This window comes from Anaerolineae bacterium (assembly GCA_035529315.1).
Classification (GTDB): domain Bacteria; phylum Desulfobacterota; class Desulfobacteria; order Desulfobacterales; family ETH-SRB1; genus Desulfaltia.
Genome location: DATKWZ010000030.1, coordinates 1 through 24,631, shown reverse-complemented (window position 1 = coordinate 24,631; position 24,631 = coordinate 1). Strand labels below are relative to the sequence as shown.

Sequence of the window (24,631 nt, the reverse complement as noted above, 5' to 3'; positions counted from 1 at the left end):
ACCTCTTAATCCCTTACTCCTTTCAATGAGGTTATTATATGCATTATGATACAAAATTTATATTTATAACCGGCGGAGTTCTTTCCTCCCTTGGCAAAGGGCTGGCTTCCGCATCCATTGGAGCGCTTCTCGAAAGTCGCGGCCTTACCGTTACCATTCAAAAACTCGACCCTTATATTAATGTTGATCCCGGAACAATGAACCCATTCCAACACGGTGAGGTTTTTGTAACAGATGATGGTTCTGAAACAGATCTGGATCTTGGGCATTATGAGAGGTTTACCCACGCAAAACTTGGCAGGGACAATAACTTTACAACCGGCAAGATATATAATTCCGTCATAACCAAGGAACGCAGAGGAGATTATCTGGGAGGCACTGTCCAGGTCATTCCGCATATTACAGATGAAATTAAGAATAGCATCAAACTGGCCGCTAATGGGGTGGATATAGTCATTGTTGAAATAGGCGGCACAATCGGCGACATAGAAAGTCTTCCTTTCCTGGAAGCAATCCGGCAATTCAAAGCAGATGTGGGCAAGGAGAATATTCTATATATCCATCTAACCCTTGTTCCTTATATTGCTGCTGCAGGAGAGCTCAAAACAAAACCGACCCAGCATAGCGTAAGGGAACTCAGAAGCATAGGCATTCAGCCCGACATACTGCTTTGCCGTACCGACAGATACCTGTCTAAAAGTCTCAAATCCAAGATAGCGCTTTTTTGCAACCTGGATGGTGATGCAATAATCACCGCCAAAGATGTTCAGTGCATCTACGAAGTCCCTCTAATATTTCACAAGGAAGGGCTTGATGACAAGATTGTTGAACTGCTTAAAATTTTTACAAAACCACCCGAACTTGATGCATGGGAAGAGCTTGTCAAAAAGTATAAAAACCCAAAACATTCCGTTAACATAGCTATAGTCGGAAAGTATGTAGATCTGACTGAATCATACAAGAGTTTGAACGAGGCTCTGTCTCATGGCGGAATCGCTAATGATTGCAAGGTGAATCTTATATTCGTTGATTCAGAAAATATTGATGATAACAATTGCGCCGGCTCTCTCGGCATTGCCGACGGCATACTGGTTCCCGGCGGGTTTGGATCGCGCGGCATCGAAGGCAAGATATGTGCGGTTAAATATGCAAGAGAAAACAAAATTCCGTTCTTTGGTATATGCCTGGGAATGCAGATAGCGGTTATTGAGTTTGCGCGCAATGTGGCCGGCATGCCAAATGCCCACAGCAGCGAGTTTGACGAAAAAAACCCATATCCTGTTATCTATCTCATGCTTGAGTGGTATGATGACAGAACCAAAACAATGCAAATGCGTGATAAAAGTTCAGACAAAGGCGCTACAATGCGCCTTGGAGCATATCCATGTAAAATCAGGCAAAAAACTTTTGCTTTTGAAGCATACAGCAGGGAAAATATTTCGGAACGGCATCGCCACAGGTATGAATTTAATAATGCTTATAAAGACAAACTTGAGGAAAGCGGACTTGTCATAAGCGGCACATCACCGAACGAAGAACTGGTTGAAATTGTCGAAATTAAAGACCACCCGTGGTTTTTAGGTTGTCAATTCCACCCGGAATTTAAATCACGCCCAATGGACCCTCATCCTCTGTTCAAAGATTTTATCAAGGCCGCTCTTAAGCAGGCACAGGCGTAAATAACAGCCTTTTAACCGGAACAGCTAAAAAAAATCCCGCTGCGCTATTGCGAGCGGGATTTTAATTAAGCGATTTTTATTTTTTTGCTATTTTTTATCATCACTCTTTACTTCCTCGAAATCAGCATCTACAACATCCTCGTCAGGAGTAGAACCTCCTGGCTGAGCAGCGCCTTTCGCACCAGATTCAGCGTGCTCTTCCCCTTTTTGCGATGCCTGCTGATACATAGCTTCTGCAAGCTTATGGGAACACTGTGTCAACTCCTCGCTCATGCGTTTGATTTCTTCCTTGTCATCACCTTCCATAGCCTTTTTAAGGTTGGTAATGTTTTCCTCAATTTTACTTTTAGTTGCGCTGTCCACCTTATCTCCAAGGTCCTTTATTGATTTCTCCGTTGAATAAATAAGAGAATCAGCGGTATTGCGCGCTTCTACCAGCTCTTTCTTCTTTTTATCTTCATCAGCATGAAGCTCTGCGTCTTTAACCAGTTTATCTATTTCTTCCTTTGACAGGCCGGAAGAGGCTGTAATCTGAATCGACTGTTCCTTGCCGGTAGCCTGATCCTTTGCAGACACGTTCACAATGCCATTGGCGTCCATATCGAATACCACCTCTATCTGAGGCACACCTCTCGGTGCAGGTGGTATGCCAACAAGTTCAAAACGACCGAGTGTCTTGTTGCCTGCCGCCATCTCGCGCTCACCCTGGAGCACATGAATTGAAACAGCCGGCTGGCTGTCTGCGGCGGTTGAAAAAATCTGGCTTTTTCTTGTAGGAATGGTTGTATTCTTTTCAATAAGCCTTGTCATTACGCCGCCTAAGGTTTCAATACCAAGTGAAAGAGGTGTAACATCAAGAAGCAGAACATCCTTTACATCACCCTTTAGAACACCTCCCTGAATAGCAGCGCCGATAGCAACAACTTCATCAGGATTAACCCCCTTGTGTGCTTCTTTGCCGAATATCTTCTTGACCCTTTCCTGAACAGCCGGCATGCGTGTCATGCCGCCGACCAGGATAACCTCATCTATATCGCCGAGAGCCAGTCCTGAATCCTTTAGCGCGGTACGGCATGGGTTTTCAAGCTTATCTAACAAGCTGCCTGTAAGGTCTTCCAGCTTGGCTCTGGTTATTTTAATATCAAGGTGCTTGGGGCCGCTGGCATCAGCAGTTATAAAAGGAAGATTAACATCTGTCTCCACGGATGTGGACAATTCCATCTTTGCTTTTTCAGCTGCTTCCTTAAGCCTTTGCAGTGCCATCTTGTCGGTTCTGATATCAATTCCCTGATCTTTTTTAAATTCATCTGCAAGATAATCGATCAGCCTTAAATCAAAATCTTCCCCTCCAAGATGGGTGTCGCCGTTTGTAGATTTTACCTCAAACACACCCTCACCGATTTCAAGTATGGACACATCAAATGTGCCTCCACCAAGATCAAATACAACGACCTTTTCCTCTTTTTTCTTGTCCAGGCCGTAAGCAAGAGCCGCAGCAGTCGGTTCGTTAATAATTCTTAAAACATTAAGGCCTGCAACCCTTCCAGCATCTTTAGTGGCCTGACGCTGACTGTCGTCAAAATAGGCCGGCACGGTGACTATTGCATCAGTAACTTTTTCGCCAAGATATTCCTCTGCTGTTTTCTTGATATTTGCCAGTATAAATGATGATATCTCCGCGGGGCTGTGAAGTTTACCACGAAGGTTTATGCGTATATCTCCATTACTTGCCTGTTCCATCTTATAAGGAAGTATCTTGATATCACTTTGAACTGTGGGTGATGCATATTTCCGGCCTATAAGTCTTTTAACGGCAAAAATTGTATTTTCAGGATTCGTGATAGCCTGTCTTTTTGCAATCTGGCCGACCAGCCTCTCCCCTTTGTCGGTTATAGCAACTACCGATGGTGTTGTGCGGCCTCCTTCAGGATTTGTAATGACCTTTGCTTCGTTTCCTTCCATTATGGCTACGCACGAATTTGTAGTACCAAGATCGATTCCAATTGTTTTACCCATTATCTGCCTCCTTAATCTTTATATCAGATCGTCAGATCTGTTTTTTTCATTTTCAATATTTTTGTTTTTTTCATTATCTGCCCTGGCTTTTGGCATGGAGACTACCACCATAGCCGGCCTCAGCAGCCTTTCATGTATAATATATCCCTTTTGAAGTTCATTTATAACGGTGTTTTCATCATAATCATCCGATTCCTCGCTCAGTACAGCCTGATGGAAATTTGGATCAAAAGGTTTTTTCAATGATTCCAAGGGGGTTACGTTGAATTTTTCAAAAATTTTCAATATCTCCTTCAGGGTCATATTAACCCCTTCCACCAAAGCGGAATCTGCCTTATTATCAGCGGTTGAAGAATTTACAGCTCGTTCAAGATTATCAACAACAGAAAGCATGTCTTTAATTAAGGATTCATTTGCAAATTTTCTGAATTCACCTGTTTCTCGAGCCGACCGCTTTTTGTAATTTTCAAACTCAGCTGAAACCCTTAAAAAACGATCATAATTTTCTCTGGATTCTTCTTGCGCAGCTTTCAGTTCGGCTTCCATGTCCTTAATTAACTCATGATGTTTTTTTTTATGCTCTTTCGCTGCACCGCTTTTTTTTGACTCTTTTTCTACTGAATCAACTTTTTCGGGTTCAACATCTATTTTCTTTTTTTCGTCAGACATCAGTGGTTATGTGCTCCTGTTCCATTTTCCAAAGGTCTCGATGTGTTAGGTTGATCATAAAGACAATCAAAACCATCACGCAAAAAAATAATACTATTTAGAATAATGTCAAGGCGGTAATTGCAGGGATTAGTTTATGAAAAATAATCGCTTGAAGAGACCTTTACAAAACGCCCCTTGAAATTGAACAAAATTGAACATTTTTCAAAGGTCTCTTGACGGCAGGCTGTTTTAAAAAATGATTGTGCACCCGCTATCGAATCTTTTTCAGAAAAACATAAGCCAAAAATTTGACCGGGATCGATCCGCGACACAGACCGCATCGTTTATCGCTGCTTCCTTCCGGACCTGACGAGGTTCGCGACCGTCTGTTGCGCAGTGTCCGATCAGGATGACTTACAATTTTTCGGAATAAAAACCCTTTAGAGGGAATTCAGCCCCGCATAAAGCGGATTTCGGGAAAAGGGCACCGCTAGCTCCCCGCCTAGCACAACCATTATTTTAATATAATTCATAATAGTATTTTTTCAAGAGAAAAAAATCGACATGGTTTTATTTAAATTATTTCTTGCTGATTTTCGCAAAATCATTAATAATAAATTTATGAGACAAAAATTTTTGATGCCTATATTATTAGCCTGTTGCCTTATAAACACCGGTTGCGCATTTTTTGTTGCCGGAGTCGGTACAGGCGCGGCAGTTTGTACTTATAAATGTGGCGAATTAAAAAAGTCGTACCAGGCATCGCTTGATAAAACAATCATTGCCTGTAATGCGGCTTTAAAAAGCCTTAAAATAACTATTACAGAAAAAACACCGGCCGGTATTACCGCAATAATTAAAGGCAGATGCCCTGACAAAACATTGGTTAAAATAAAAATTGCTATGATAACAGACAGGATTGCCGAGGTTTCCGTCCGTTCAGGCATTGTGGGAGTATGGAACAAAAAAAGATCTGAGTTGATTCATGCCGGCATCGCTCAAAGGCTATAATAAGGAGACCTTTGAAAAATGCTCAATTTTGTTCAAGTTCAAGGAAGGCGAAAATTTTAAATGTAGGAATACATTTAGTATTTCGAGGCTTAAAATTTGAGCCTGACGCTGGTATTGGGCAAAAGGGGGCGTTTTGCAAAGGTCTCATAAGATATTTTCTGTTGTAAGACAGGCAATTACAGCTTACAGGATGTTTCAACCCGGTGATTCTGTGCTGATATGTGTGTCAGGTGGGCCTGATTCCGTCGCTCTTCTTCATATATTGCTTTCATTAGCTCCAGAGTTTTCATACACGATTGGTGTTGCTCACCTTAATCACTGCCTCCGCAAAAAAGATTCAGATGATGACGCTGAATTTGTTGCATCCCTTGCCAAAAAGCTTGATCTGCCCTGTTATATTAAGAAAAAGGATGTTCGCAAATATCAGAAACAGCACAAACTTTCTCTGGAAGAAGCAGCCAGACGTGTCCGCTATGCTTTTTATGATCAGGTCGCGGAAAAAAACGGATTCAACAAAATTGCCATCGGCCATCATGCTGATGACAATGCGGAACTTGTATTGATGTATTTGCTTCGAGGAAGCGGTCCGCTTGGTATTGGCGGGATACCTGCCGTGAGAAACTGCAAAAATGACAACAGGCAGATTATTCGGCCTATGATAAGTGTGAAAAGATCCGAAATTATTGATTTTTTAAGAGCAAAAGAATTAAGGTATGTTTCCGATAAATCCAATAATGATATGAGATTTCTTAGAAATAGAGTGCGTCATCAATTAATTCCTTTGCTAAAGGGATCGTACAACCCAAGGGTAGTCGAAACCCTTAACCGCCTTTCTTTAATTATAAGATGTGAAGAAAAATGGATTGAAAGTAATATAAATTCAATATTCAAAAAACTTACCATATCCATACGGAATGACAAGATTATTCTTTCAGCAACAGGAATTGACGAAATAGATCCGGCAGTGCAAAGAAGGGTAATAAGAAAAGCAATTGCCGAGGTAAAAGGGGATTTAAGGCGCATTACATTTTCTCATATAGACTCGGCGATTAGTCTTTTGAAAAGCGGACGGACCATTGCCAGTATCGATCTTCCCGACCGTATCAGGGTTGAGCGGAACAAAGATCTTCTCTGCTTTTCAAAAGAAAAAAAGAGGTTGCGGGACCTTAATACAAAAGCCGGTGATATTGAACCGGTTTGTTTTAAATACAGTATTGTAAAACCGCGCTCTAAGCCTGAATCAGTATATATAAAAGAGATGAATCTAACTCTGAAATTTTCTAATATAAATATCGAAAACCTGCCTGATATTCATTGCGCTGGACAGAATATTGCTTTTTTTGATATGGCTGATATTGTTTTTCCTTTAATTCTCAGGCCATTCAGGTCTGGTGATTATTTCCAGCCGCTTGGCATGTCAGGCGCTCAAAAGGTAAAAAATTTTTTTATAAACAACAAAATCCCGAGGCCCAAACGATTAAGATATCCGATCCTGCTCAGTAAGGAGAAAATAATCTGGATTATTGGCCTGAGAATCGATGACTCAGTTAAGATTAAACCATCAACAAGAATTGTTCTAAAGGCCGAGCTTATACTTGCCTAATTAATAATAATGATTAATATTTATGATCGGTTTACAGTTAACGGTTGATCAAAGCATAAAAGCAATCAGTAAAAAAACCGTGAACCGACAACCGTGAACCGACAACCGTGAATGGAGGTATTATCTTTTGAACCAATTTTATAAAAATCTCGCTTTATGGATAGTCGTCACCTTGATGATGATAATGCTATATAATCTTTTCAGCCAGCAACGCGTACCTCAAGTTAATATCAATTACACTGATTTTCTTGCCATGGTAGAAAGTGAAAAGGTGGCTGATGTGATCATACAGGGTCAGGAGCTTCTGGTTACCGATACAAGCCGCAATCGTTTCAAGGTATTTGCGCCCCAGGATGCCGATCTTATCAAGATTCTCAGGCAAAAGGGTGTATCTATCAACGCAAAACCTCAAGCCGAGTCGCCATGGTATGTATCCATTCTTGTTTCATGGCTTCCAATGATTGTTCTCATAGGGGTATGGATATTTTTTATGCGTCAAATGCAGTCCGGAGGCGGTAAGGCACTTTCATTCGGCAAGAGCCGCGCGCGACTGCAATCCGACCAGTCAAAAAAAGTAACATTTGACGATGTTGCGGGAATCGACGAAGCAAAGGAAGAGCTTGGTGAAATTATTGACTTCCTGAAAGAGCCTAAAAAGTTTACACGTCTTGGAGGACGGATACCCAAAGGGGTTCTTTTGATGGGGCCTCCAGGCACAGGAAAAACTCTTCTTGCACGCGCGATTGCAGGCGAAGCAGGGGTTCCCTTCTTTAGCATCAGCGGCTCAGATTTTGTAGAAATGTTTGTCGGCGTAGGAGCATCACGTGTAAGAGACCTTTTTGTTCAAGGCAAAAAAAACGCTCCGTGTATTATATTCATCGATGAACTCGATGCTGTAGGAAGGCATAGAGGAGCCGGTCTCGGAGGGGGACATGACGAAAGGGAACAGACATTAAACCAGCTTCTTGTTGAAATGGATGGATTTGAATCAAATGAAGGTGTTATTCTTATATCCGCAACAAACCGTCCTGATGTGCTTGATCCTGCTCTTCTGCGTCCCGGCCGTTTTGACCGCCAGGTGGTTGTTCCGCTTCCTGACATAAGGGGCCGTGAAGAAATTCTTAATGTTCACATGAAAAAAACGCCTATTGCGACTGATGTGGATTCACTGGTTTTGGCAAAGGGAACGCCGGGTTTTTCCGGCGCGGACCTGGAAAATCTGGTTAATGAAGCAGCTCTTCTTGGCGCCAAAAGAAACAAAGAAAAAATTGATATGTCCGACCTGGAAGATGCAAAGGATAAAGTTTACATGGGGCTGGAGCGCAAGTCAAAAGTCGTCAGGGAAGAGGATAGAAAAATAACAGCATATCACGAAGGAGGACATGCCCTTGTTGCCCGTTTGTTGCCCAATACAGATCCAATTAATAAAATAACCATTATACCAAGAGGCCGGACAGCCGGTGTTACATGGTTCTTGCCTGAAGAAAGGGATTTCAGATTTAAAGATCAGCTTGAAAATGAGCTTTCAGTTGCCTTTGGAGGCAGGGCAGCCGAAGAAATCGTTTTTAACAGAATCACCACCGGTGCGGCAAATGACATCAAACAGGCAACTAAACTTGCCCAGCGTATGGTGCGTTCCTGGGGTATGAGTAAAAAGCTCGGCCCTCTTTCTTATGCAAAGGATGAAGAACAGATTTTTCTTGGCCGTGAAATATCTCAGCACAGGGATTACTCTGAAGAAACAGCAAAACAAATAGATGAGGAAATAAATTCTTTTATCAAGAAAGCATACACACAGGCTGAAAATGTATTAAAGGAACATATAGACATTCTTCATAAACTTGCGCTGCTTCTTCTTGAAAAAGAGACCGTCAAAGGGAAAGAGCTTGATGAACTTATACACTCCATGAAACCGGATTTTAAGTTGCCGCCCAAAGAGTCTGAAGATAAAAAAAATGAAAAAGCATAATTTTTTGTGGGGCAGGCACTCTTTATGTTTTAGCACTCGCACCTTGATAATGGGTATTTTAAATGTAACTCCGGATTCATTTTCTGACGGGGGTAATTTTTTTTCAACCACTGCTGCTTTTGCTCATGGGAAAAAACTTGTTGAAGACGGGGCAGACATAATTGATGTTGGAGGTGAATCTTCCCGCCCTTTTTCAGAAGCGGTTTCTGTTGAGGAGGAGTGCAGGCGCGTTCTTCCTGTAATAAAAAAATTGGCAAAACATATTTCAATACCGATTTCCATTGATACGACAAAGTCGGAAGTGGCAAGACAGGCTATTTTAGCCGGCGCTTCCATAATAAATGATATAAGTGCTTTGCGTACTGACAATAAAATGGCGGCTGTTGCTGCTGAATACAGGGTGCCGGTCATTTTGATGCATATGAAGGGAACCCCTGAAACAATGCAGTTAAAACCGTTTTATAATGATATTATCAGTGAAATTAAAGAGTTTTTTGAAAATGCGATCATCATGGCTGAAAAAAACGGGATTTCAAGATCAAAAATAATTATCGATCCTGGAATCGGTTTCGGCAAGACAGTTGAACACAACCTTCTTTTAATTAATCATCTACATGAATTTACAAGCCTGGATACGCCTATTCTTATAGGACCTTCAAGAAAATCATTTATTACAAATATCCTTTTTAACAATCCAGCCGGGGATATCAAGAATGATATGCCTGCGCTGGAAACCGGCACCCAGGCAGCGGTTGCTGCTGCAGTTTTACATGGAGCCAATATTGTGCGTGTCCATGATGTTGCCGGAACATATAAGACAATAAAAATTGTTGATGCTATTAAAAATGCATAAACTTATTTTTTTATCGCACCGCAGAGCCGCAGAGGACGCAAAGAAGTCTCTTTTTTTTAAATGGATATTTAATATATGCTTTTAGTTATAGATATTGGAAATACAAACATTGTAATGGGTGTTTATGATGGCGCTCATCTTCTAAAAGACTGGCGGATTCGCTCAGAAAGAAATATTACGGAAGATGAGTTCAACATTCTTGTATCTAATCTTTTTGCGGGAAGCAATATTGACATTAATAAAATAGATAAAACAATAATCTCCTGCGTGGTTCCACCAATAGCGGCTATTCTGGATTCATTCTGCAATAAATATTTAGGACATATTCCATACTGGGTAGATGCATCGGTTGCTGGAATGCCGATTCTTTACAGCAATCCAGCAGAGGTTGGTGCAGACAGGATTGTAAATGCTGTTGCAGGTTTTCACAAATATAAAACCAGCCTTATTATAGTGGATTTCGGCACAGCCACAACTTTTGATGCCATTTCGACAAGGGGTGAATATCTTGGCGGTGCAATCAGTCCCGGAATTATAATTTCTGCTGAGGCTCTGTTTGAAAAAACATCCAAACTGCCCAGAGTGGAAATTTTTAAGCCTCCTGAAAAAGTAATCGGTAAAGATACCGCGAGCAGCATGAAATCCGGCATTATTTATGGATATGCCGGCCTTGTAGATGGAATTGTCAGGCGGATGAAAACAGAGATCGGAAACAACCCCCAAATAATTGCTACAGGAGGGCTGGCCAAAATCATGGCCGAAGTTTGCGAGAGCATAGACCTGGTAGATACTTCCCTGACTTTGGAAGGATTGCGCATTATCTATGAAAAAATAAGAAACACTCAATAAAGCTTCCCATCTGATTATGAGACCAGGATGCTTTTTGCAAAGCCCTTATTATACCTTGCCGGTTTTAATAAGGGCATCCTTGAAAACGCGGTAAAAAGCCGCACTGTCGGACCGTCCGCTTTTAATAATTTTTTCTATTTCACCTATGTTTTTCGTATTGACAACAATGTTGACGCTCTTGTTAAAGGCTGCCATGTTATCCATTGTGCGGAATCGACCGGTAACAAGAACCACAAAGATTTTCCGTCGTATGGCCATGGAAAGCCGTTCCAGATATTTCATAACATTATTCTCGTCAGGATTTATGGAGCTAAACCCTTCATTTAATACAACCAGATCAAAGACATAAAAACGCATCTGTTTGAGGGCATCTCTATCAGATCCCGGTTCAGTAACATTATATCCCATGTTTTCCAGGGCTGATCTGATTTTGCCTCTAACAGCCGAATCAGGCTCACATAAAAGGGCTGTCTCTGCTCCCTCTTCCAGGAAATCAAAAGGTTTTTCCGAAGCATCATAAGCGCCGGAGTCTATTTCATCGATAATGGTCTTTTTTGCGCCAGGCTCTGCTGCGGCTGATGGCTGAGGTTTCTCTTCAAATGATGGAGAAAGGCCCTGGCGCATGTCAATGGAAATTTTGCTTTTGCATTTTGGACATGAAAGTGTGAAAAGCTGACTTTCGGGGACCTTTTCGTCCGGAATTTTAAATCTGCTTTTGCATTCTTTACAAACAACATCCATTATTATTTCCTCATTTTTCCGTAATTATTGTCAACCTGCAGGTCTTCGATATCTGTGGTAGCCTCCCCGCGACCGCTTTTGACCAAGTCGATTCCACGGCCCACAATTCCTTTGCGGGAAGCATATGCCATAGCTGTCTCTTCGGTGACCAGCCCTTTTTCATACAGTTCCACGATATAGTCATCAAAGGTTATCATGCCAAAGGCCTTTCCAGCGCCGATTATTTCATAAAAGGTTTTACCCTCTGATTCACCCTGCAGGATCGTATCCTTTATACGCAGGTTGGTCCCCATGATTTCAAAGGCAGCCACACGGCCCCCGCCAACCATGGGAAGAAGTCTCTGGCATACGATCCAGCGTACAGTATCGGCAAGCCGTATGCGAATCTGGTTTTCATCTTCTGTATTGAACATGCCAAGGATACGGTTGATTGTCTGACCGGCATCCACGGTATGAAGAGTGCTTAATACCAAATGGCCTGTTTCAGCAGCGCTAAGCCCGATTTCGACTGTTTCTCTGTCACGCATTTCGCCGACCAGAATTACCTTTGGAGCCTGGCGAAGGGCAGCCCTGAGACCGCTGGCAAATGTGTCAAAATCATTGCCCATCTCCCGCTGGTTGAAGGTGGACTTTTTTTGCGGATGCTGATATTCTACGGGGTCTTCAAGGGTCACAACATGAACTGATTTGGTTTCATTAATCTCATTGAGAATCGCTGCAAGGGAGGTTGTTTTACCAGAGCCTGTCGCGCCTGTAACCAGGATAATTCCATTTTTCTCCAGGGCCATCTTTTCAAATGCCCCGGGAAGCTTCAGCTCCTGACGTGTGGGAATCTTAGATTCCAGTTTTCGCAGAATAATCGAATAATTACTCATCTGAGAAAAAATATTTACCCTGAAACGTACCTTGCCGGAAAGTTCGTATGACAAATCGCACGAACCTTCCCTTAGAAGTGTTTCAGTAAGACGATGATCCTGATTAATCAGATTAAGAGCAAAGATTTCAGTTTGAAATGGTGTGAGCTTGTGAAAAGGAGGATCTATTTCAACAGGGATAAGCTCGCCGGAACTTTCTACCTGAAACGATTTGCCGGCAGTTATATTAAGATCGGAAATATTATTACCAGCCTCAAGCATCTTTGCTAATATGTAATCAACTTCCTGCTTTCTCATGATATAATCTCCGGTTACAATATTATAAGCAAACCCTATATTATGCTTCAGTAAAATCTACCGGCGGAGTCTTTAAAAGGGGTCTGAATCCGGCCTTATCATTCGCTTTTATATAAGCTTCGTCAGCGCTTATCCACCCCTTTTTATACAGTTCCATAATAGCATCATCCAAAAGCTGCATGCCATATTTCCTGCCGGTCTGAATCATCGAAGGTATTTGATAGGTTTTTCCTTCTCTAATAAGATTCCGAACAGCCGGGGTTGCTATCAGTATTTCCAGCGCGGGGCAACGCCCTTTTTTATCAATCCTTTTAAACAACACCTGTGCTATTACAGCTCTTAATCCATCAGATAGTGTTGAACGTATCTGCGGCTGTTGCTCGGACGGAAAAACCTCTACAACACGATTAACCGTCTTGGCAGCGCTGGATGTATGAAGAGTGCCAAAAACAAGATGCCCTGTAGATGCGGCTTCTACGGCAAGTGATATTGTTTCCAGGTCTCTTAATTCACCGACCAGAATAATATCCGGATCCTCGCGCAAAGCGCCTCGCAGGGCAGCGCTGAATGTTTTTGTATGAAGGCCCACTTCACGATGGTTAACTATACAGCTCTGGCTTTTATGAACAAATTCAATAGGGTCTTCGACGGTGATTATATGATCCTTGCGTGTTCTGTTTGCCTCATCAATTATTGCCGCAAGTGTTGTCGACTTGCCGCTTCCGGTCGGCCCTGTCACCAGAACCAGACCTCTTGGAAGTGAAGCCAGCTTTGTTATAACAGGAGGAAGACCAAGCTGCTCGGCTGTCATTATATCTGCCGGAATTTCTCTGAAAACAGCGGCAGCGCCATATTTTTGCATAAAGAAATTTGCCCTGTACCTTGCAAGCCCGGGTATTTCATATCCAAAATCAACATCCCCTGTTTCCTCGAAGACCTTTACCTTGTCCTCCGGAGCGATTTCATAAAGCATGGCTTTAAGCTCATCATTGTCAAGCACCTTATACTTGACCCTCTCCATATCGCCTCTTATTCTGAGAATAGGCGGCTGCCCTGATACAAGATGAAGATCTGAAGCGCCCTGGTCATGCATCAATTTAAAAAAAGCATCTATTTTTGCCATTTGCTGTTCCTATGTCCGGTGCTGTATAAATTTCAATTTTGTATCTTCCTTATCCATAGCCTTCATGCCCTCATTGCCGATTTCAAGAAGCTTACTATGCGATTCAATTATTGAACGGATCTGAACTTCGATTTGTATCCGCTGTCGTTTCAATTCTGTGATATCATCATGCAACTGGGCGAGTCTTTTATGAGCTCCGTTTAAAATTTTTTCCGCTTTTACTTCGGCGTCGGCAACAATTAATTCAGCCGATTTTCGAGCATTTTCATTCATCTGATCCAATACTTTTTGGGTGTTGAGCATGGCACGCTTGAATATTTCTTCACGTTCTTTATATCCCTGGCTTTCAAGCTTTATTCTTTGAATCTCATCTTGTGCGTTCTTATTTTCCTGCTGTAATAATTCAAATGTATCGGCCAATTGTTCAAGGAATTTATCAACCTCTTTGACGTCAAATCCTCTGAATCTTACTTTAAACTGTTGCTGTTGAATTTCAATCGGCATGATTTTCATGACATATAACCTGCCTTTTTAATTAATTATAACAAGGTTGCAGACAATCTGAACAGGCTGCTGACAATAAAGGTGCGGAGAAAAATAATTACCAAAAAAACAATAATCGGAGAAAGATCAATGCCGATGAAGTTAACGGGAATAAATCGGCGTATGCGATATAGAACCGGTTCCGTAGCATTATGAATAAAACGCACAATAGGATTGTAGGGATCAGGATTAACCCAGGACAAGACAGCCCGTGCAACAACAATCCACATAAAACAAAGCAAAACAATATCAATGATCTTTGCCGCAGCCATAAAAAGATAACCGATTATAAACATAAAAAACCTTATATTTTAATTTTTTTGTTCCAGCCAATGGTTATGATTATAAATAATTTGACTCTGTTTAATACAAAAACTAAATATTTCTAAATGATAAGTCAAGATGTTTCAAGCAAAATCATTGACATCCCATATATCCAACCTCTATTTAATGGTTCAGAGGTTCATACTGTATCCATTGGGATGCGGAAAAACACTAAGCAATTAACCTTGAACTTTATATATATGGAGGCGGCATGACTGCACTTAACAAGAAAATCGGTTTTATCGGGGCCGGCAATATGGGAAAAGCCTTTGTCGGGGCTATTATAAAATCTAATATATTATCCCCTTCAATGATATATGTCAGCGATATAAATAAAGATAGCCTGAAAGTTTTGCGTTCATCTTACGGCATATCTGTTTTAAGCGACAATGTTAAACTCTTTTCAATATGTGATATTATTGTGCTTGCCGTAAAACCACAGCATATAGAGCAGGTGCTCTCTCAAATTGCCGGGCAAAAGGGGTATAAAATTCATAACCAAAAACTGGTTGTTTCCATTGCAGCAGGAATCCCCCTGCGAAAAATTGAAGATATTCTTTATACACCGCTTGATGAAAAATCCAGGATTAAGCTTCCTGTAATACGGGTGATGCCGAATACCCCCGCTCTTGTTTTAGCCGGAATAGCCGGAATGAGCGCAAACATACACGCTTCAAAAGATGATGTCAACATCGTCAAGTCCATCCTTAAAGCAATGGGCAAAGTAATCGAATTTAATGAAGAAGATCTTGATGCTGTGACCGCCTTGTCAGGTTCCGGACCGGCCTATGTTTTTTATTTTATAGAATCTATGATCGAAGGAGGTATCTGTGTTGGTCTTGAACCGAATGATGCTGCGACACTGACTATTGCAACCTTAAAAGGGGCTGTTAAGCTCATGGAGGAGATGAATGAATCCCCTGAACTTCTTCGCCGGAAAGTAACCTCTCCGGGCGGCACAACTGAAGCAGCCTTCAAGGTGCTGGACAAAAATCAGGTTAAACAAAGCATAATCGAGGCAATAGCCGCGGCAGCCAACCGCTCAAAGGAGCTTAGCTCCGGCAGCACCGGAATACTTTAAAAACTCTTTCCTGCTGATGCCGGCCGGCAGCTTATTTTTTTCTCCTTCGAGAATCCGGCCCTATCTCTTTTCATGACTGTCCTTTAGCAGATTAACTATGTCACCCTGTTTACCTGATGTCATTATTTGAACTAATTTTCACCAAATTTGGATTTGAGCAACAGTCAGTCAAACTTTGACACCATGGTTGTTCAAACAAATAAAAAAGAAACGCCTAAATTCAACCCCCCCTTTATGCACTATTTTGCATGATCAAATGGTTATTCTGGGATTCCGTCAATCTGCATGGGAATCAGGTAGCTCTTCTTAATGGCTAAGGCTTGCAGTTCATTCAAACAGGAGGAAAAAACTTTTATTAAATAGTTAATTTTTTAAAGCTTATTACAGGTTAAGGCATTCCCTTGCCTTGAAAAAAGTGCGCTTTTTAAAAACGCACTTCCTACCCCTTGTTCAAAAAAAGATATTTCCTTATATACAGAATATGCAGATACACCGGGCTTGTTCAACAACCGGATAAGATCGTGATTCGCTTCGCTCTCACAATCTATCCTTATTCGTTAACGCTATTTTGTCCAGAGCTTGTAGGCTGCCCCCGCTTTCGCTGGGACTGTGGTTGGGTCGATTAGTTCAACAATATTCTTAAATCTATTCTTGCAGACGGCATACTGCTTAATTCGTCCTGCCGCGATTGTCTTTGTTGCTGGTAAACTGAGCATGATTCCAACTTCACCTGGCGAGAATCCTTTGATCATTTTTTGATAGTAGGGGACGGCGGCGTTTGAAACACCATACGGATTTCCAATAGCACATGTTACTACCGTTGTAACAAGTTCCTCTTTTACAGTATCCGGGACCGCAGCCTGTCGCGAGAGTTGCAGCAACCTTTCAGCAAATGGTGGCTCGTTGTAAAAGTTGTCAAATGCTTGATGGACAGCCATTAGACGTTTCGAGGCATTCGACAATAATGAATGAACTTCATGCTCACCAAGAAGAGCAAGCATTCCAAGTTTTTCAAAGAACTGCTGAGATGCTTTATGACGCTTCTCGTCACCCTTCGCGATATAGTCGTGATGCCTATTTATTAAGTCAGACTTTGCTTTTGGCGTAAAGTGCGGTGAAAATTCTGCGGCGATAGACAATGAATTCACTCGTGCTTCTTCATTGCTATTTGGGTCACTGAATATTCCATGCAAAGAGCCGAAAAGTAAGTATTGTTGTGCTTCATGGGTTTTCCCAATTCTATGCACCCATTGATTTTTCTGCTCAACCGAGAACTTTCCACCCTTAATTGCGACCATGAAGGCCGCGATGTCAACGCCTACCGGGTTATGTTCATTCCCGAGTGCGTACTTTGCACAGCGGTTAGCAAAGCCGATGAACTCATGATCATCAATTTTTCCGACTACCGGATGCGCGGCCGAAAAATTATTCCGAATATCTCGACAATGATCGAGAAAAAAATAGCCGTCTTCGGTGATGAGGTTTAGTTTTAAACACAGGCTTAGAAGTTCTGAATCCTTTAGATCAAGTAGTGCTTGATCGTCGAAATTTGATTTTCCAGTGATTTGCTCAACAACATTTAAACCGAATCTCTTAACCTTTTCCCTCAGTTCAATAATTGATGAATTCCAGATGTAATTAATCGCACTATCAAATAGGCCTGACGCGACCGCAACGCACATTCGAGCCATTCCTTCGTTGCGCAGTGCTGGAGGGATCTTATTCAACACACCGGGAAGATTGTTCCATGCTGTTTCGATCTCACCAGCAGAAGCAAGAATGTCGCGTGGTACACCAAGCGCTGTGGTCAGTTTATCGAGAGCCGGCATGGTATTCCCAATTATCGCAGGCAATTTTACATCTGGCATTCAGATACTCCTTTTCGCGTAATTTGTACTTAAAGCGCTAACGACGCAAATCAGCCGGAGCGTTAGCGATCGGCTGTATTGCCTGGTTGGCGATTATCATTTTTGATAAAACCACCGAAGAAACCTTTCACTAGCAGGGCCAGGCCATTGCTTTCTTTTTGGCACAGGTTCTTTGCCCCACCCAACTGCATACGTAAAAAGCTTTGTCTCCGCTGCTACAAAAGCCTCTTTGTCGCTTGGTGAGTCCTCACCTAAGTAACACTCTGGCCTATCGCGTTCTCCGGTGAGCCAGCCTGCTTGTAGAATTGCAGTACGACAATCCTCGCATCTTAGTATTGCCAAGAAAAGGGCACTAACAGTTCTAACCGCTGTATGTAATGTTGCTTCAGTCCTGTTTTGTAAACGGTCATGCTTAATACTGTTGTAGGCAGTCCACCAATCAAGAAAGGCCTGGTCATCTTTCGTTTTATATTGTCCCGTTTTGGACCACCCTTTGTATGGATATTTCATTACAGGTTCTTCGGCCCAAAAAACTACCCACCTCGGCTCCATATATTCACCATAATATTTGAAATAATCGAGCATCTTAAGATCATTCCTTTTTTTGGCGTTTTGTACACAGGATGATTGCCAGGATTGCGCGCGCCATAAGGAGTCGAGGAGACTGCATGCTTCTAAAATGACTGTCACAAGGTAATCAGACCAAACTTGCTTATGGGTTTCGCAATATGGAACAACCTGAAGGACACGGTGAAGCGAATCCTCAATCCGTTGATATGTATTCAATACTGTTTCTGCAGGAATCTTTTCTGTCATATCACTTTATTCGCTCGCCAACGCCCGCCATCACCAGTGGGCAGGGAAAACAGGTCTTTGTAAATAGCAAGTAAACATAAAAACTGGTAAAAAACTCAAACCGCACGACCCTGCCCATCTGAGTGAATGGCGTTGTTATATGCTATGTATTTGGGTAGTTATGCGTCTGGTTCTAAGCTTCAGATTGGTCTTCGCTATCACTGATTGATTCAGTTGCCTCAAATTCATCTTTTGATTGTTGTTCACGCGTTCTCTTCCAACCCTCTAATATTGCCGGGCATAATTTCCCAAAATGAACTTTGATTTTTTTCCAATCACTATTTGACTTAACCCAAATTTCACAACTCCCATCCTTTTTCGGAATCATGCTATTATGAATACTATCTTTAAAGTCAGATAAGCTTGAAGAAGCAGCCTTCAATGCCCGCTCATGCAAATAAATCTGAACACAGCCCGGCTTCCCCTGATAAACATACAGGGCAACATAAACTCTATTTGATTGATTACCGGTGTCCGTCAACTCCGGCAAAGAATAAGAATACCCACCTGGGTTTGGCCATTCATAGGCAGCAGGAAATTGATTCCGGAAAAATGAGGCTATATTGTAATAATATTCTTCTAATCTAAGTTCCTGGACATTATGTTTCAACTTTTCGAGATTGCTCTTTTTAGTGTAGATAGTAGAAGGAAGTTGGGGCCTTGACTGGACATCTACTTGCCGTGCCAAAAAGACTTCATCACCTTTCCTGAACCCATGAAAGGTTATCAAAGAAATATCGAGATCACCTTCAGACATGAAAGAAACCATTCTTTTTGTTTTTTCATCCGCGCCTAAGCCAACTAAAACCATTCTTGGTCTTTGAACTTCTGTGAAATTTCTTCCAAACTGTTCTTGGTACCAGATAAGAAAATTTTCAATTTTTTCGATACCTAAATTTCCAGAGCGAGGAGAAATGTGTTCTGATAATTCTTTAGGTTCAAGTGAGGCTAAGTATGAAGAATAATCTACTATTTGAGCTACGGCTTCTCTTGTAAGGGTGCCTCGTTTTAGTTCGAAAACGACCAATTGACCATCACCATCTACACCAAGTAAATCTAAGGGGCCGCCAGCAGTATCAGTTTGACGACCAATAAGCTTTAAATCTTTCATCAATAAATTTGGACAGCGGGTAATTACTTCCTCGAGTTGGTTCTCCGTTTCAGTTTCCTTGACATTCTGAATGCGTTCAACATTAAGCTCTTGGGAATTGCTCCCAACTATTTTCCATAGCCTTGTTTCGTCCATATGGCCTCCAAGTTTTGTAAATATAACCGGTTTTAAAATGCGCCAGCATTTTAAAATCCGTGTTCATGCCATTGTTATGTGCAGGTTTCCAACAATCAAAATATTCTAAAACGAAGTATATTTAACATCATTGATTGTCGCCTTTAATCTTTTTTGGGCTATATTCAAATACGCTATCTCATTATCAATACCAACAAATTTTCGATTTAGTTTTTTACACACAACTCCCGTTGTGCCACTCCCGCAAAAGGGATCGAATACTAAATCGTTAATATTACTGGATGCTATTATAGCTCTTTTAACAACTTCTTCCGGCTTTTGTGTTGGATGTTTTCCAAAAAGTTTTTCAGACTTATCAGCTGATGGCATTTCCCAGATATCTCTCCATACAGATTTCATTGGTTTCCCATTTGAGATAGTTTTGAGCATATCATAATTAAAAGTATGTTTTGAATGCTTTGTTTTTGATGCCCAAATAAGATGCTCAGAAGCATGAGTAAAATATTTTTGGGTTAAATTTGGAGGAGGGTCTTGCTTTTCCCAGACGATATTGTTTAATATTTTAAAGTCTAACTCCTGCAAGGCAAAGCCAACTGAGAATATATTATGAAATGTACCACAAACCCAAATTGTACCATTTGCTTTCAGAATTCGCTTAATTTCTATCAACCATTTTTTATTGAAATTATGAACAGATTCAATGCTGCGTGATTTATCCCACTTCCCCTTATTTACACATACCCTTTTCCCACTGCGACACGTTATACCGCCGGATGATAAAAAATAGGGCGGATCTGCAAAGATCAGATCGACACAATTGTCTGGTATATGTGGGAAAAATGAGAATGTATCTAAATTATATAATTTAATTTTATTCGCAACATCATAATAAAATGGCGCAAGACTGCTTTCAGCAATTTCAAACCGTTGATCAAAATCAAATATGTTTAAATCATTGGCAATATAATATCTCATAAAATATTGTCATAACCTCTGCAAAGGTCGAATATAGTTGCTTCCCCGTTTTAAAACCTTCTTTTTATGTTTCATCTTTCACCCGGCCTTAACTTTTTCAAACGGTATGACTTTCCCTGTTTGAGAGTGATTTGAATATGTTGCCCAATCTGGAGTATATTCTTCAGATTGATTACCCCAAGTAATCCATCCTTTTTTTGTTCCTCTTCCAAAAAGTTCTAAATATGGACCCCAACTGCAAGATTCGATTATATCGTACTGTTCATCTGGTTTCCGGCTATGTTCTCTTTTGCGCGATGATATAATATTTTCCTGACTTCTTCCTGGTTGTAAAGTTCTAATATTTTTCCCGCGAACACCAAACAAAATCATTTCCGTCACATTCCTGAAATAAAATCCAACCCCTCTCCTGTCAGGACCACCATCCTTCCTTATTTTATACCAGATCAGATTTGTTTTATATTTAAATCCCCAGTTTTCCATTACTTGCATACCTTCTGCCAAGAGTGCATTTGGAACCCACAAATAAAGATGTGCTCTTTCTTCAGCAATTGCTTCTACAGGCAGGTCTTTTATTTCTTGTAATTTCATTGTTGAATAACGTGATAACCGTTTATGTTCTGGGGCCATTTTACCTGTACGGTTCTGAAACTGCCAAGGTGGATCTGCAAGTATTGTAGAAAACTTTCTTTTACCAATAAAATGTAATAAATCATCTGACGCATTCATAATTACATATCCTCCACATAAAGAGATTTTGAAATTCCAAAAACCACAATAGGGCAGCCAGCACCACTGCCACCTTCAATTCTCGGAAGCAGTTTGCCCATATGCGTTGTAGAAGCTCCATAAGATGAGCCTCTCCCCAAATCATTAAAAATGTTTTGAAGGTTATCACAGCGTGTTATAATCACACCAACACTAATTGCACGAAGATCAAAAAGCAGTCTAAAATTATTTAAATCTCTATCATAGAAGGGATCTTTGTTATTCCATTCAATTTCCAATGCAACTCTATTTTTAAAACAATCTATTTTATGAGTTGGGGTATCCATTGTATGATCATCAACAGTTACTTTGGTTGCGAATTCTTTTTCAATCCAACCTTTATTGTAAAGATAGCCATCGATAAATCCAGAAACCTTCGATTTCCTTCCACCAGGAGTTGTTATCCAACTCTTTTTTAAACGAAAAGCCTCTAAGACGGATATTATGTCATTCCATTCATCTGTAAAATCTTCCTTTAAAATGGCACAGGCATGTTTCCATTCATGCGCCTCATAATTTTCTCTAATAAAGTCAGAAAGTAATTCTATACCCATATCTTCTCCACGATAGCTACACATAAGGGTAACCAGCGGCACTACTGAACATGTCCGCTAAGCCGCCGCACTTCTCGCCGTCTGGTTGACACTGTTGTTATACGTTTGCTATTCATTACCAGCAAATTGACCAAAAATCTCTATTATCTCTCTGAAAGGGTTCGAGCTCATGCCTTCAGCTTTTTGAATATAAAGAGTTTTCAGGCGCCCCTCCGGCATTTTTGCTTTACTACAAAAGGTTTTGAAAATTGGCTTTCCTGGAATATCCCTTTTCCAAAACTCGTCGTTTTTTTTCATTGACCTTTCAAGTTTTTCATATACAGACGTACAGGATTTTGACACTTGTTCGGCGTTCAAGGCAGTTGTAATCCGATCAATCTCAAATCTACACCTGTTGGCAAATTCCTCAGCCATATTTTCCTTGGTCTGTCTTTGGCAACCCTTCAACATGATATCAATGTTTCCTGCTGTCCTACGTTTTTCGCCAGCAAGGGTTAGCGCCACAGCATAAGGCAAATGATCACGCGCTATTTCCAAAAGAACGGCTGAAATCTCTGCTGGATCACACAACCAGGAGTCATCGGGCTCCATGTTTCTGAATACTTCGGCTAAAACTTTTTCATCTAAGAAGTAGTTTTCCAAATGGTATCTTGAAAGAAACCGAAACCGTCCTGGTGCTTTAGCCTCGAGACTTGCCCCATCGGAAACTGCGTCGCGATCTGCCAGCATATAAAAATCAATGCCCCAAATCGAACGGTTAAGTACCGTTTCGGCAATCTGATCAAATGCACTCAGATTTCCCTTTCCGCCGCTTGGCAAAAGAACAAGATTTGGGTACCTATTTTTTAATAGATGAACATAGGTCTGTTTATCAAGACTTGCGTCAGTTCCTTCAATTAGCACAATCTTTTTACCTAATGAAACTACTCCAACAGAGTGACCCAGGCGGTTGAGTGCCTCAGTTGATTCATCGTCTGGCTTTAACACGACAGCTTGATTAGAGCCGTCGCCTCGGGGGGGAGTTAAGAAAACGACTGTATCTTCTAATGAAGAAGATATTATGTCTGGAGAGTGGGAACAAAGAAAAAACTGATTGTTTTTGCCAATGCTTTTTAGCGTACTGATGAGCTTAGATGAAAGCTCTGGATGCAGATGTAATTCTGGTTCGTCAAAAAATATTATGCAATCAGACGGGCACCTAAGTAAGAAATCAAACGTGACATTCAAGACTTCTCGCTCACCAGCACTTAACGCATTGATATTATATTCATTATTATTGAGACGAAATCGTAGAGTGTTGGCCTGTAAATCAGCCCTAACTAGTTCTTTAGGGCCAAGTAGCTTGAAAAATGCTTCTCTGAAAGGATCGAGGGGGTCAGTAAATTCGAGGTTCATAGAGGCATGGCCCTGTTGCCTAAGGGTTATTGCTCTATTTGCAATCGATGTTTTTTGATTTTGAATCTTCCTAAAAATAGAGTGTAGTGTATCTTGAAAACGTCCAGCTAATCCGCCATAGGTAAGGTTCCAGGATACTTTCTCTTCAAATGGATCTGGCATCTCCCATTGGTATGCGAGCGGTTGGATCTTCTGAATAGTGCGGTTGCTTTCGTAATAAAGAATGCTACTAATAAAATTTCGGCGACTGCGATTCTGTTGAAGTGTCTTTTTAAGGAGTTGTGCGTCTTGGGCATTGCTGGTATCCAATATTTTTTTCCCCCAGTCCTCTGCTTCGGATTTTACTGTGGCCTCGATTGCAAATTTAACCGAATTACCAGTTAGATTTTGGAAATAGGCTATAAATGCTGAAACGAGTCGTGTTTTTCCACTGCCGTTGGGACCAGCAATAACGACCAGGTCGGAAAGATTATCGACATTGAAAAGCACTACCGGCAGGGTATCTTGTGCGTACAGCTCCTTTATCCGCATATGTTCTCCTTCCTTACGTATAACAATGTCATGACTGACAGGCGAAACAGTGTAAAACTGATCAATGGAATATAGACCTTTAATTTTCTGAGCAACTTAAAAAAGAGCCCAGCTATAGCCTGTTCAAGTCCATGAACTGGTTATGTCCTGTTTTTATCTAAATTTATCGAAACTGATAGGAAATCGAATTTCCTTGAGTTTGGGGACATCCTACATTTCCACATTTGGGCTTAAGGATCGATGAGATTGTAGCCCTTTTATTGTACTATTGTCTCCCCTCGCTTTACCAACTGACTCACCCCGGCCAATGAGAGATTCAATCGCCTTACTATTTGAGCCATACTAATACAAAGGTCTCTTACCACCCAATAACATAGTAGACTTCTTGCCGCAACCCGTAACCATCATTTCAAAACAATTGGGGTCGGGCCACAGTAACCAACTATAATAACTGCAAAAGAACCCCAAAATAGCCCCTATAATCGTCTTAAATGGCTCTTTTTGGCCCCCCCCCCCAAAGGGCCGTTTAAGCTAAATAATATTTCAACAAAATCTTAAACTTTTCTTCTTAAAAGTTTGTTTTAGGCCCCCAAAATGCCCTTCTAATGCATTATTTGACGCATTTTTTAAATGTTTAATCTATTATATCAAGATGTTCCTGTGGCCCGACCCCCATTCTAACCTCTAACCGGTCACAATTTGTGACCAGTTCCTGTTTTTTTTCTTTGGTCAGTCTGAACATGAAATCCGGCGGAAACCTCTGTTCATTTCTGGTAACAGCCTGATTTAAAGCCTTGGTAGTAACCCCATAAAGCTCGGCAAGG

At 41.2% G+C, this 24,631-nt stretch carries 21 protein-coding genes, 1 other RNA gene and 1 pseudogene; 7 read left to right on the top strand and 16 right to left on the bottom strand.

Annotated features, from left to right (window positions below; all coding sequences use genetic code 11):
• Window positions 1–38 precede the first annotated feature (38 nt).
• Window positions 39–1,679, top strand: a complete 1,641-nt coding sequence (locus VMW78_05505) for a CTP synthase (GenBank protein ID HUV50458.1) — start codon at window positions 39–41, stop codon at window positions 1,677–1,679.
• 87 nt (window positions 1,680–1,766) lie between these two features.
• On the opposite strand, the gene dnaK is transcribed toward VMW78_05505, so the two are convergent.
• From dnaK to ffs, 3 genes are all read right to left on the bottom strand, one after another.
• Window positions 1,767–3,695, bottom strand: a complete 1,929-nt coding sequence (gene dnaK / locus VMW78_05500; protein HUV50457.1) for a molecular chaperone DnaK — start codon at window positions 3,693–3,695, stop codon at window positions 1,767–1,769.
• 18 nt (window positions 3,696–3,713) lie between these two features.
• A complete protein-coding gene (grpE, locus tag VMW78_05495; GenBank protein HUV50456.1) occupies window positions 3,714–4,364 on the bottom strand; it encodes a nucleotide exchange factor GrpE in 651 nt (216 codons plus the stop codon).
• A 242-nt stretch (window positions 4,365–4,606) separates the two neighbouring features.
• Window positions 4,607–4,857, bottom strand: an RNA gene (ffs, locus tag VMW78_05490) — signal recognition particle sRNA large type.
• A gap of 128 nt (window positions 4,858–4,985) precedes the next feature.
• Between ffs and VMW78_05485 the strand changes: the two genes are divergently transcribed.
• From VMW78_05485 to VMW78_05465, 5 genes are all read left to right on the top strand, one after another.
• Window positions 4,986–5,357, top strand: coding sequence for a DUF3568 family protein (locus VMW78_05485; GenBank protein HUV50455.1), 372 nt, complete (start codon window positions 4,986–4,988; stop codon window positions 5,355–5,357).
• Window positions 5,358–5,490: 133 nt separating this feature from the next.
• Complete coding sequence (gene tilS, locus VMW78_05480) at window positions 5,491–6,960, top strand: tRNA lysidine(34) synthetase TilS (protein ID HUV50454.1); 1,470 nt, start codon at window positions 5,491–5,493, stop codon at window positions 6,958–6,960.
• A gap of 127 nt (window positions 6,961–7,087) precedes the next feature.
• Window positions 7,088–8,929, top strand: a complete 1,842-nt coding sequence (gene ftsH / locus VMW78_05475) for an ATP-dependent zinc metalloprotease FtsH (protein HUV50453.1) — start codon at window positions 7,088–7,090, stop codon at window positions 8,927–8,929.
• Window positions 8,916–9,782, top strand: coding sequence for a dihydropteroate synthase (gene folP, locus VMW78_05470; protein ID HUV50452.1), 867 nt, complete (start codon window positions 8,916–8,918; stop codon window positions 9,780–9,782). Before ftsH ends, folP begins: the two co-directional genes overlap by 14 nt.
• A gap of 75 nt (window positions 9,783–9,857) precedes the next feature.
• Entirely contained in the window at window positions 9,858–10,631 is a 774-nt protein-coding gene (locus VMW78_05465) for a type III pantothenate kinase (protein HUV50451.1), read from the top strand.
• Window positions 10,632–10,679: 48 nt separating this feature from the next.
• On the opposite strand, the gene VMW78_05460 is transcribed toward VMW78_05465, so the two are convergent.
• The 5 genes from VMW78_05460 to VMW78_05440 are packed head-to-tail and all read right to left on the bottom strand — an operon-like array spanning window position 10,680 to window position 14,506.
• Window positions 10,680–11,372, bottom strand: coding sequence for a zinc-ribbon domain-containing protein (locus VMW78_05460; GenBank protein HUV50450.1), 693 nt, complete (start codon window positions 11,370–11,372; stop codon window positions 10,680–10,682).
• A 2-nt stretch (window positions 11,373–11,374) separates the two neighbouring features.
• Window positions 11,375–12,544, bottom strand: a complete 1,170-nt coding sequence (locus VMW78_05455; GenBank protein ID HUV50449.1) for a PilT/PilU family type 4a pilus ATPase — start codon at window positions 12,542–12,544, stop codon at window positions 11,375–11,377.
• 40 nt (window positions 12,545–12,584) lie between these two features.
• The gene (locus tag VMW78_05450) at window positions 12,585–13,667 is read right to left on the bottom strand and encodes a type IV pilus twitching motility protein PilT (protein HUV50448.1); all 1,083 of its coding nucleotides are present in this window, start codon (window positions 13,665–13,667) and stop codon (window positions 12,585–12,587) included.
• Window positions 13,668–13,676: 9 nt separating this feature from the next.
• A complete protein-coding gene (locus VMW78_05445; protein HUV50447.1) occupies window positions 13,677–14,180 on the bottom strand; it encodes a DivIVA domain-containing protein in 504 nt (167 codons plus the stop codon).
• Between the two features lie 26 nt (window positions 14,181–14,206).
• Window positions 14,207–14,506: a YggT family protein gene (locus tag VMW78_05440; protein ID HUV50446.1), complete on the bottom strand. Its 300-nt coding sequence runs from the start codon at window positions 14,504–14,506 to the stop codon at window positions 14,207–14,209.
• 239 nt (window positions 14,507–14,745) lie between these two features.
• On the opposite strand from VMW78_05440, the gene proC reads away from it, so the two are divergent.
• Entirely contained in the window at window positions 14,746–15,615 is an 870-nt protein-coding gene (proC, locus tag VMW78_05435) for a pyrroline-5-carboxylate reductase (protein HUV50445.1), read from the top strand.
• Between the two features lie 563 nt (window positions 15,616–16,178).
• On the opposite strand, the gene VMW78_05430 is transcribed toward proC, so the two are convergent.
• The 8 genes and pseudogenes from VMW78_05430 to VMW78_05395 form a co-directional block, all read right to left on the bottom strand.
• Entirely contained in the window at window positions 16,179–17,483 is a 1,305-nt protein-coding gene (locus tag VMW78_05430) for a hypothetical protein (GenBank protein ID HUV50444.1), read from the bottom strand.
• Between the two features lie 96 nt (window positions 17,484–17,579).
• On the bottom strand, window positions 17,580–18,299 hold the full coding sequence (locus tag VMW78_05425; protein HUV50443.1) for a hypothetical protein: 720 nt from the start codon (window positions 18,297–18,299) through the stop codon (window positions 17,580–17,582).
• A gap of 172 nt (window positions 18,300–18,471) precedes the next feature.
• Entirely contained in the window at window positions 18,472–19,584 is a 1,113-nt protein-coding gene (locus tag VMW78_05420; GenBank protein HUV50442.1) for an endonuclease NucS domain-containing protein, read from the bottom strand.
• A gap of 105 nt (window positions 19,585–19,689) precedes the next feature.
• On the bottom strand, window positions 19,690–20,559 hold the full coding sequence (locus tag VMW78_05415) for a site-specific DNA-methyltransferase (protein HUV50441.1): 870 nt from the start codon (window positions 20,557–20,559) through the stop codon (window positions 19,690–19,692).
• A gap of 78 nt (window positions 20,560–20,637) precedes the next feature.
• Window positions 20,638–21,288, bottom strand: coding sequence for an MT-A70 family methyltransferase (locus tag VMW78_05410; protein ID HUV50440.1), 651 nt, complete (start codon window positions 21,286–21,288; stop codon window positions 20,638–20,640).
• Between the two features lie 2 nt (window positions 21,289–21,290).
• Window positions 21,291–21,881, bottom strand: a complete 591-nt coding sequence (locus VMW78_05405; GenBank protein ID HUV50439.1) for a BglII/BstYI family type II restriction endonuclease — start codon at window positions 21,879–21,881, stop codon at window positions 21,291–21,293.
• A 108-nt stretch (window positions 21,882–21,989) separates the two neighbouring features.
• Complete coding sequence (locus VMW78_05400) at window positions 21,990–23,807, bottom strand: AAA family ATPase (protein HUV50438.1); 1,818 nt, start codon at window positions 23,805–23,807, stop codon at window positions 21,990–21,992.
• Window positions 23,808–24,492: 685 nt separating this feature from the next.
• A pseudogene (locus VMW78_05395) lies at window positions 24,493–24,631 on the bottom strand (ORF6N domain-containing protein).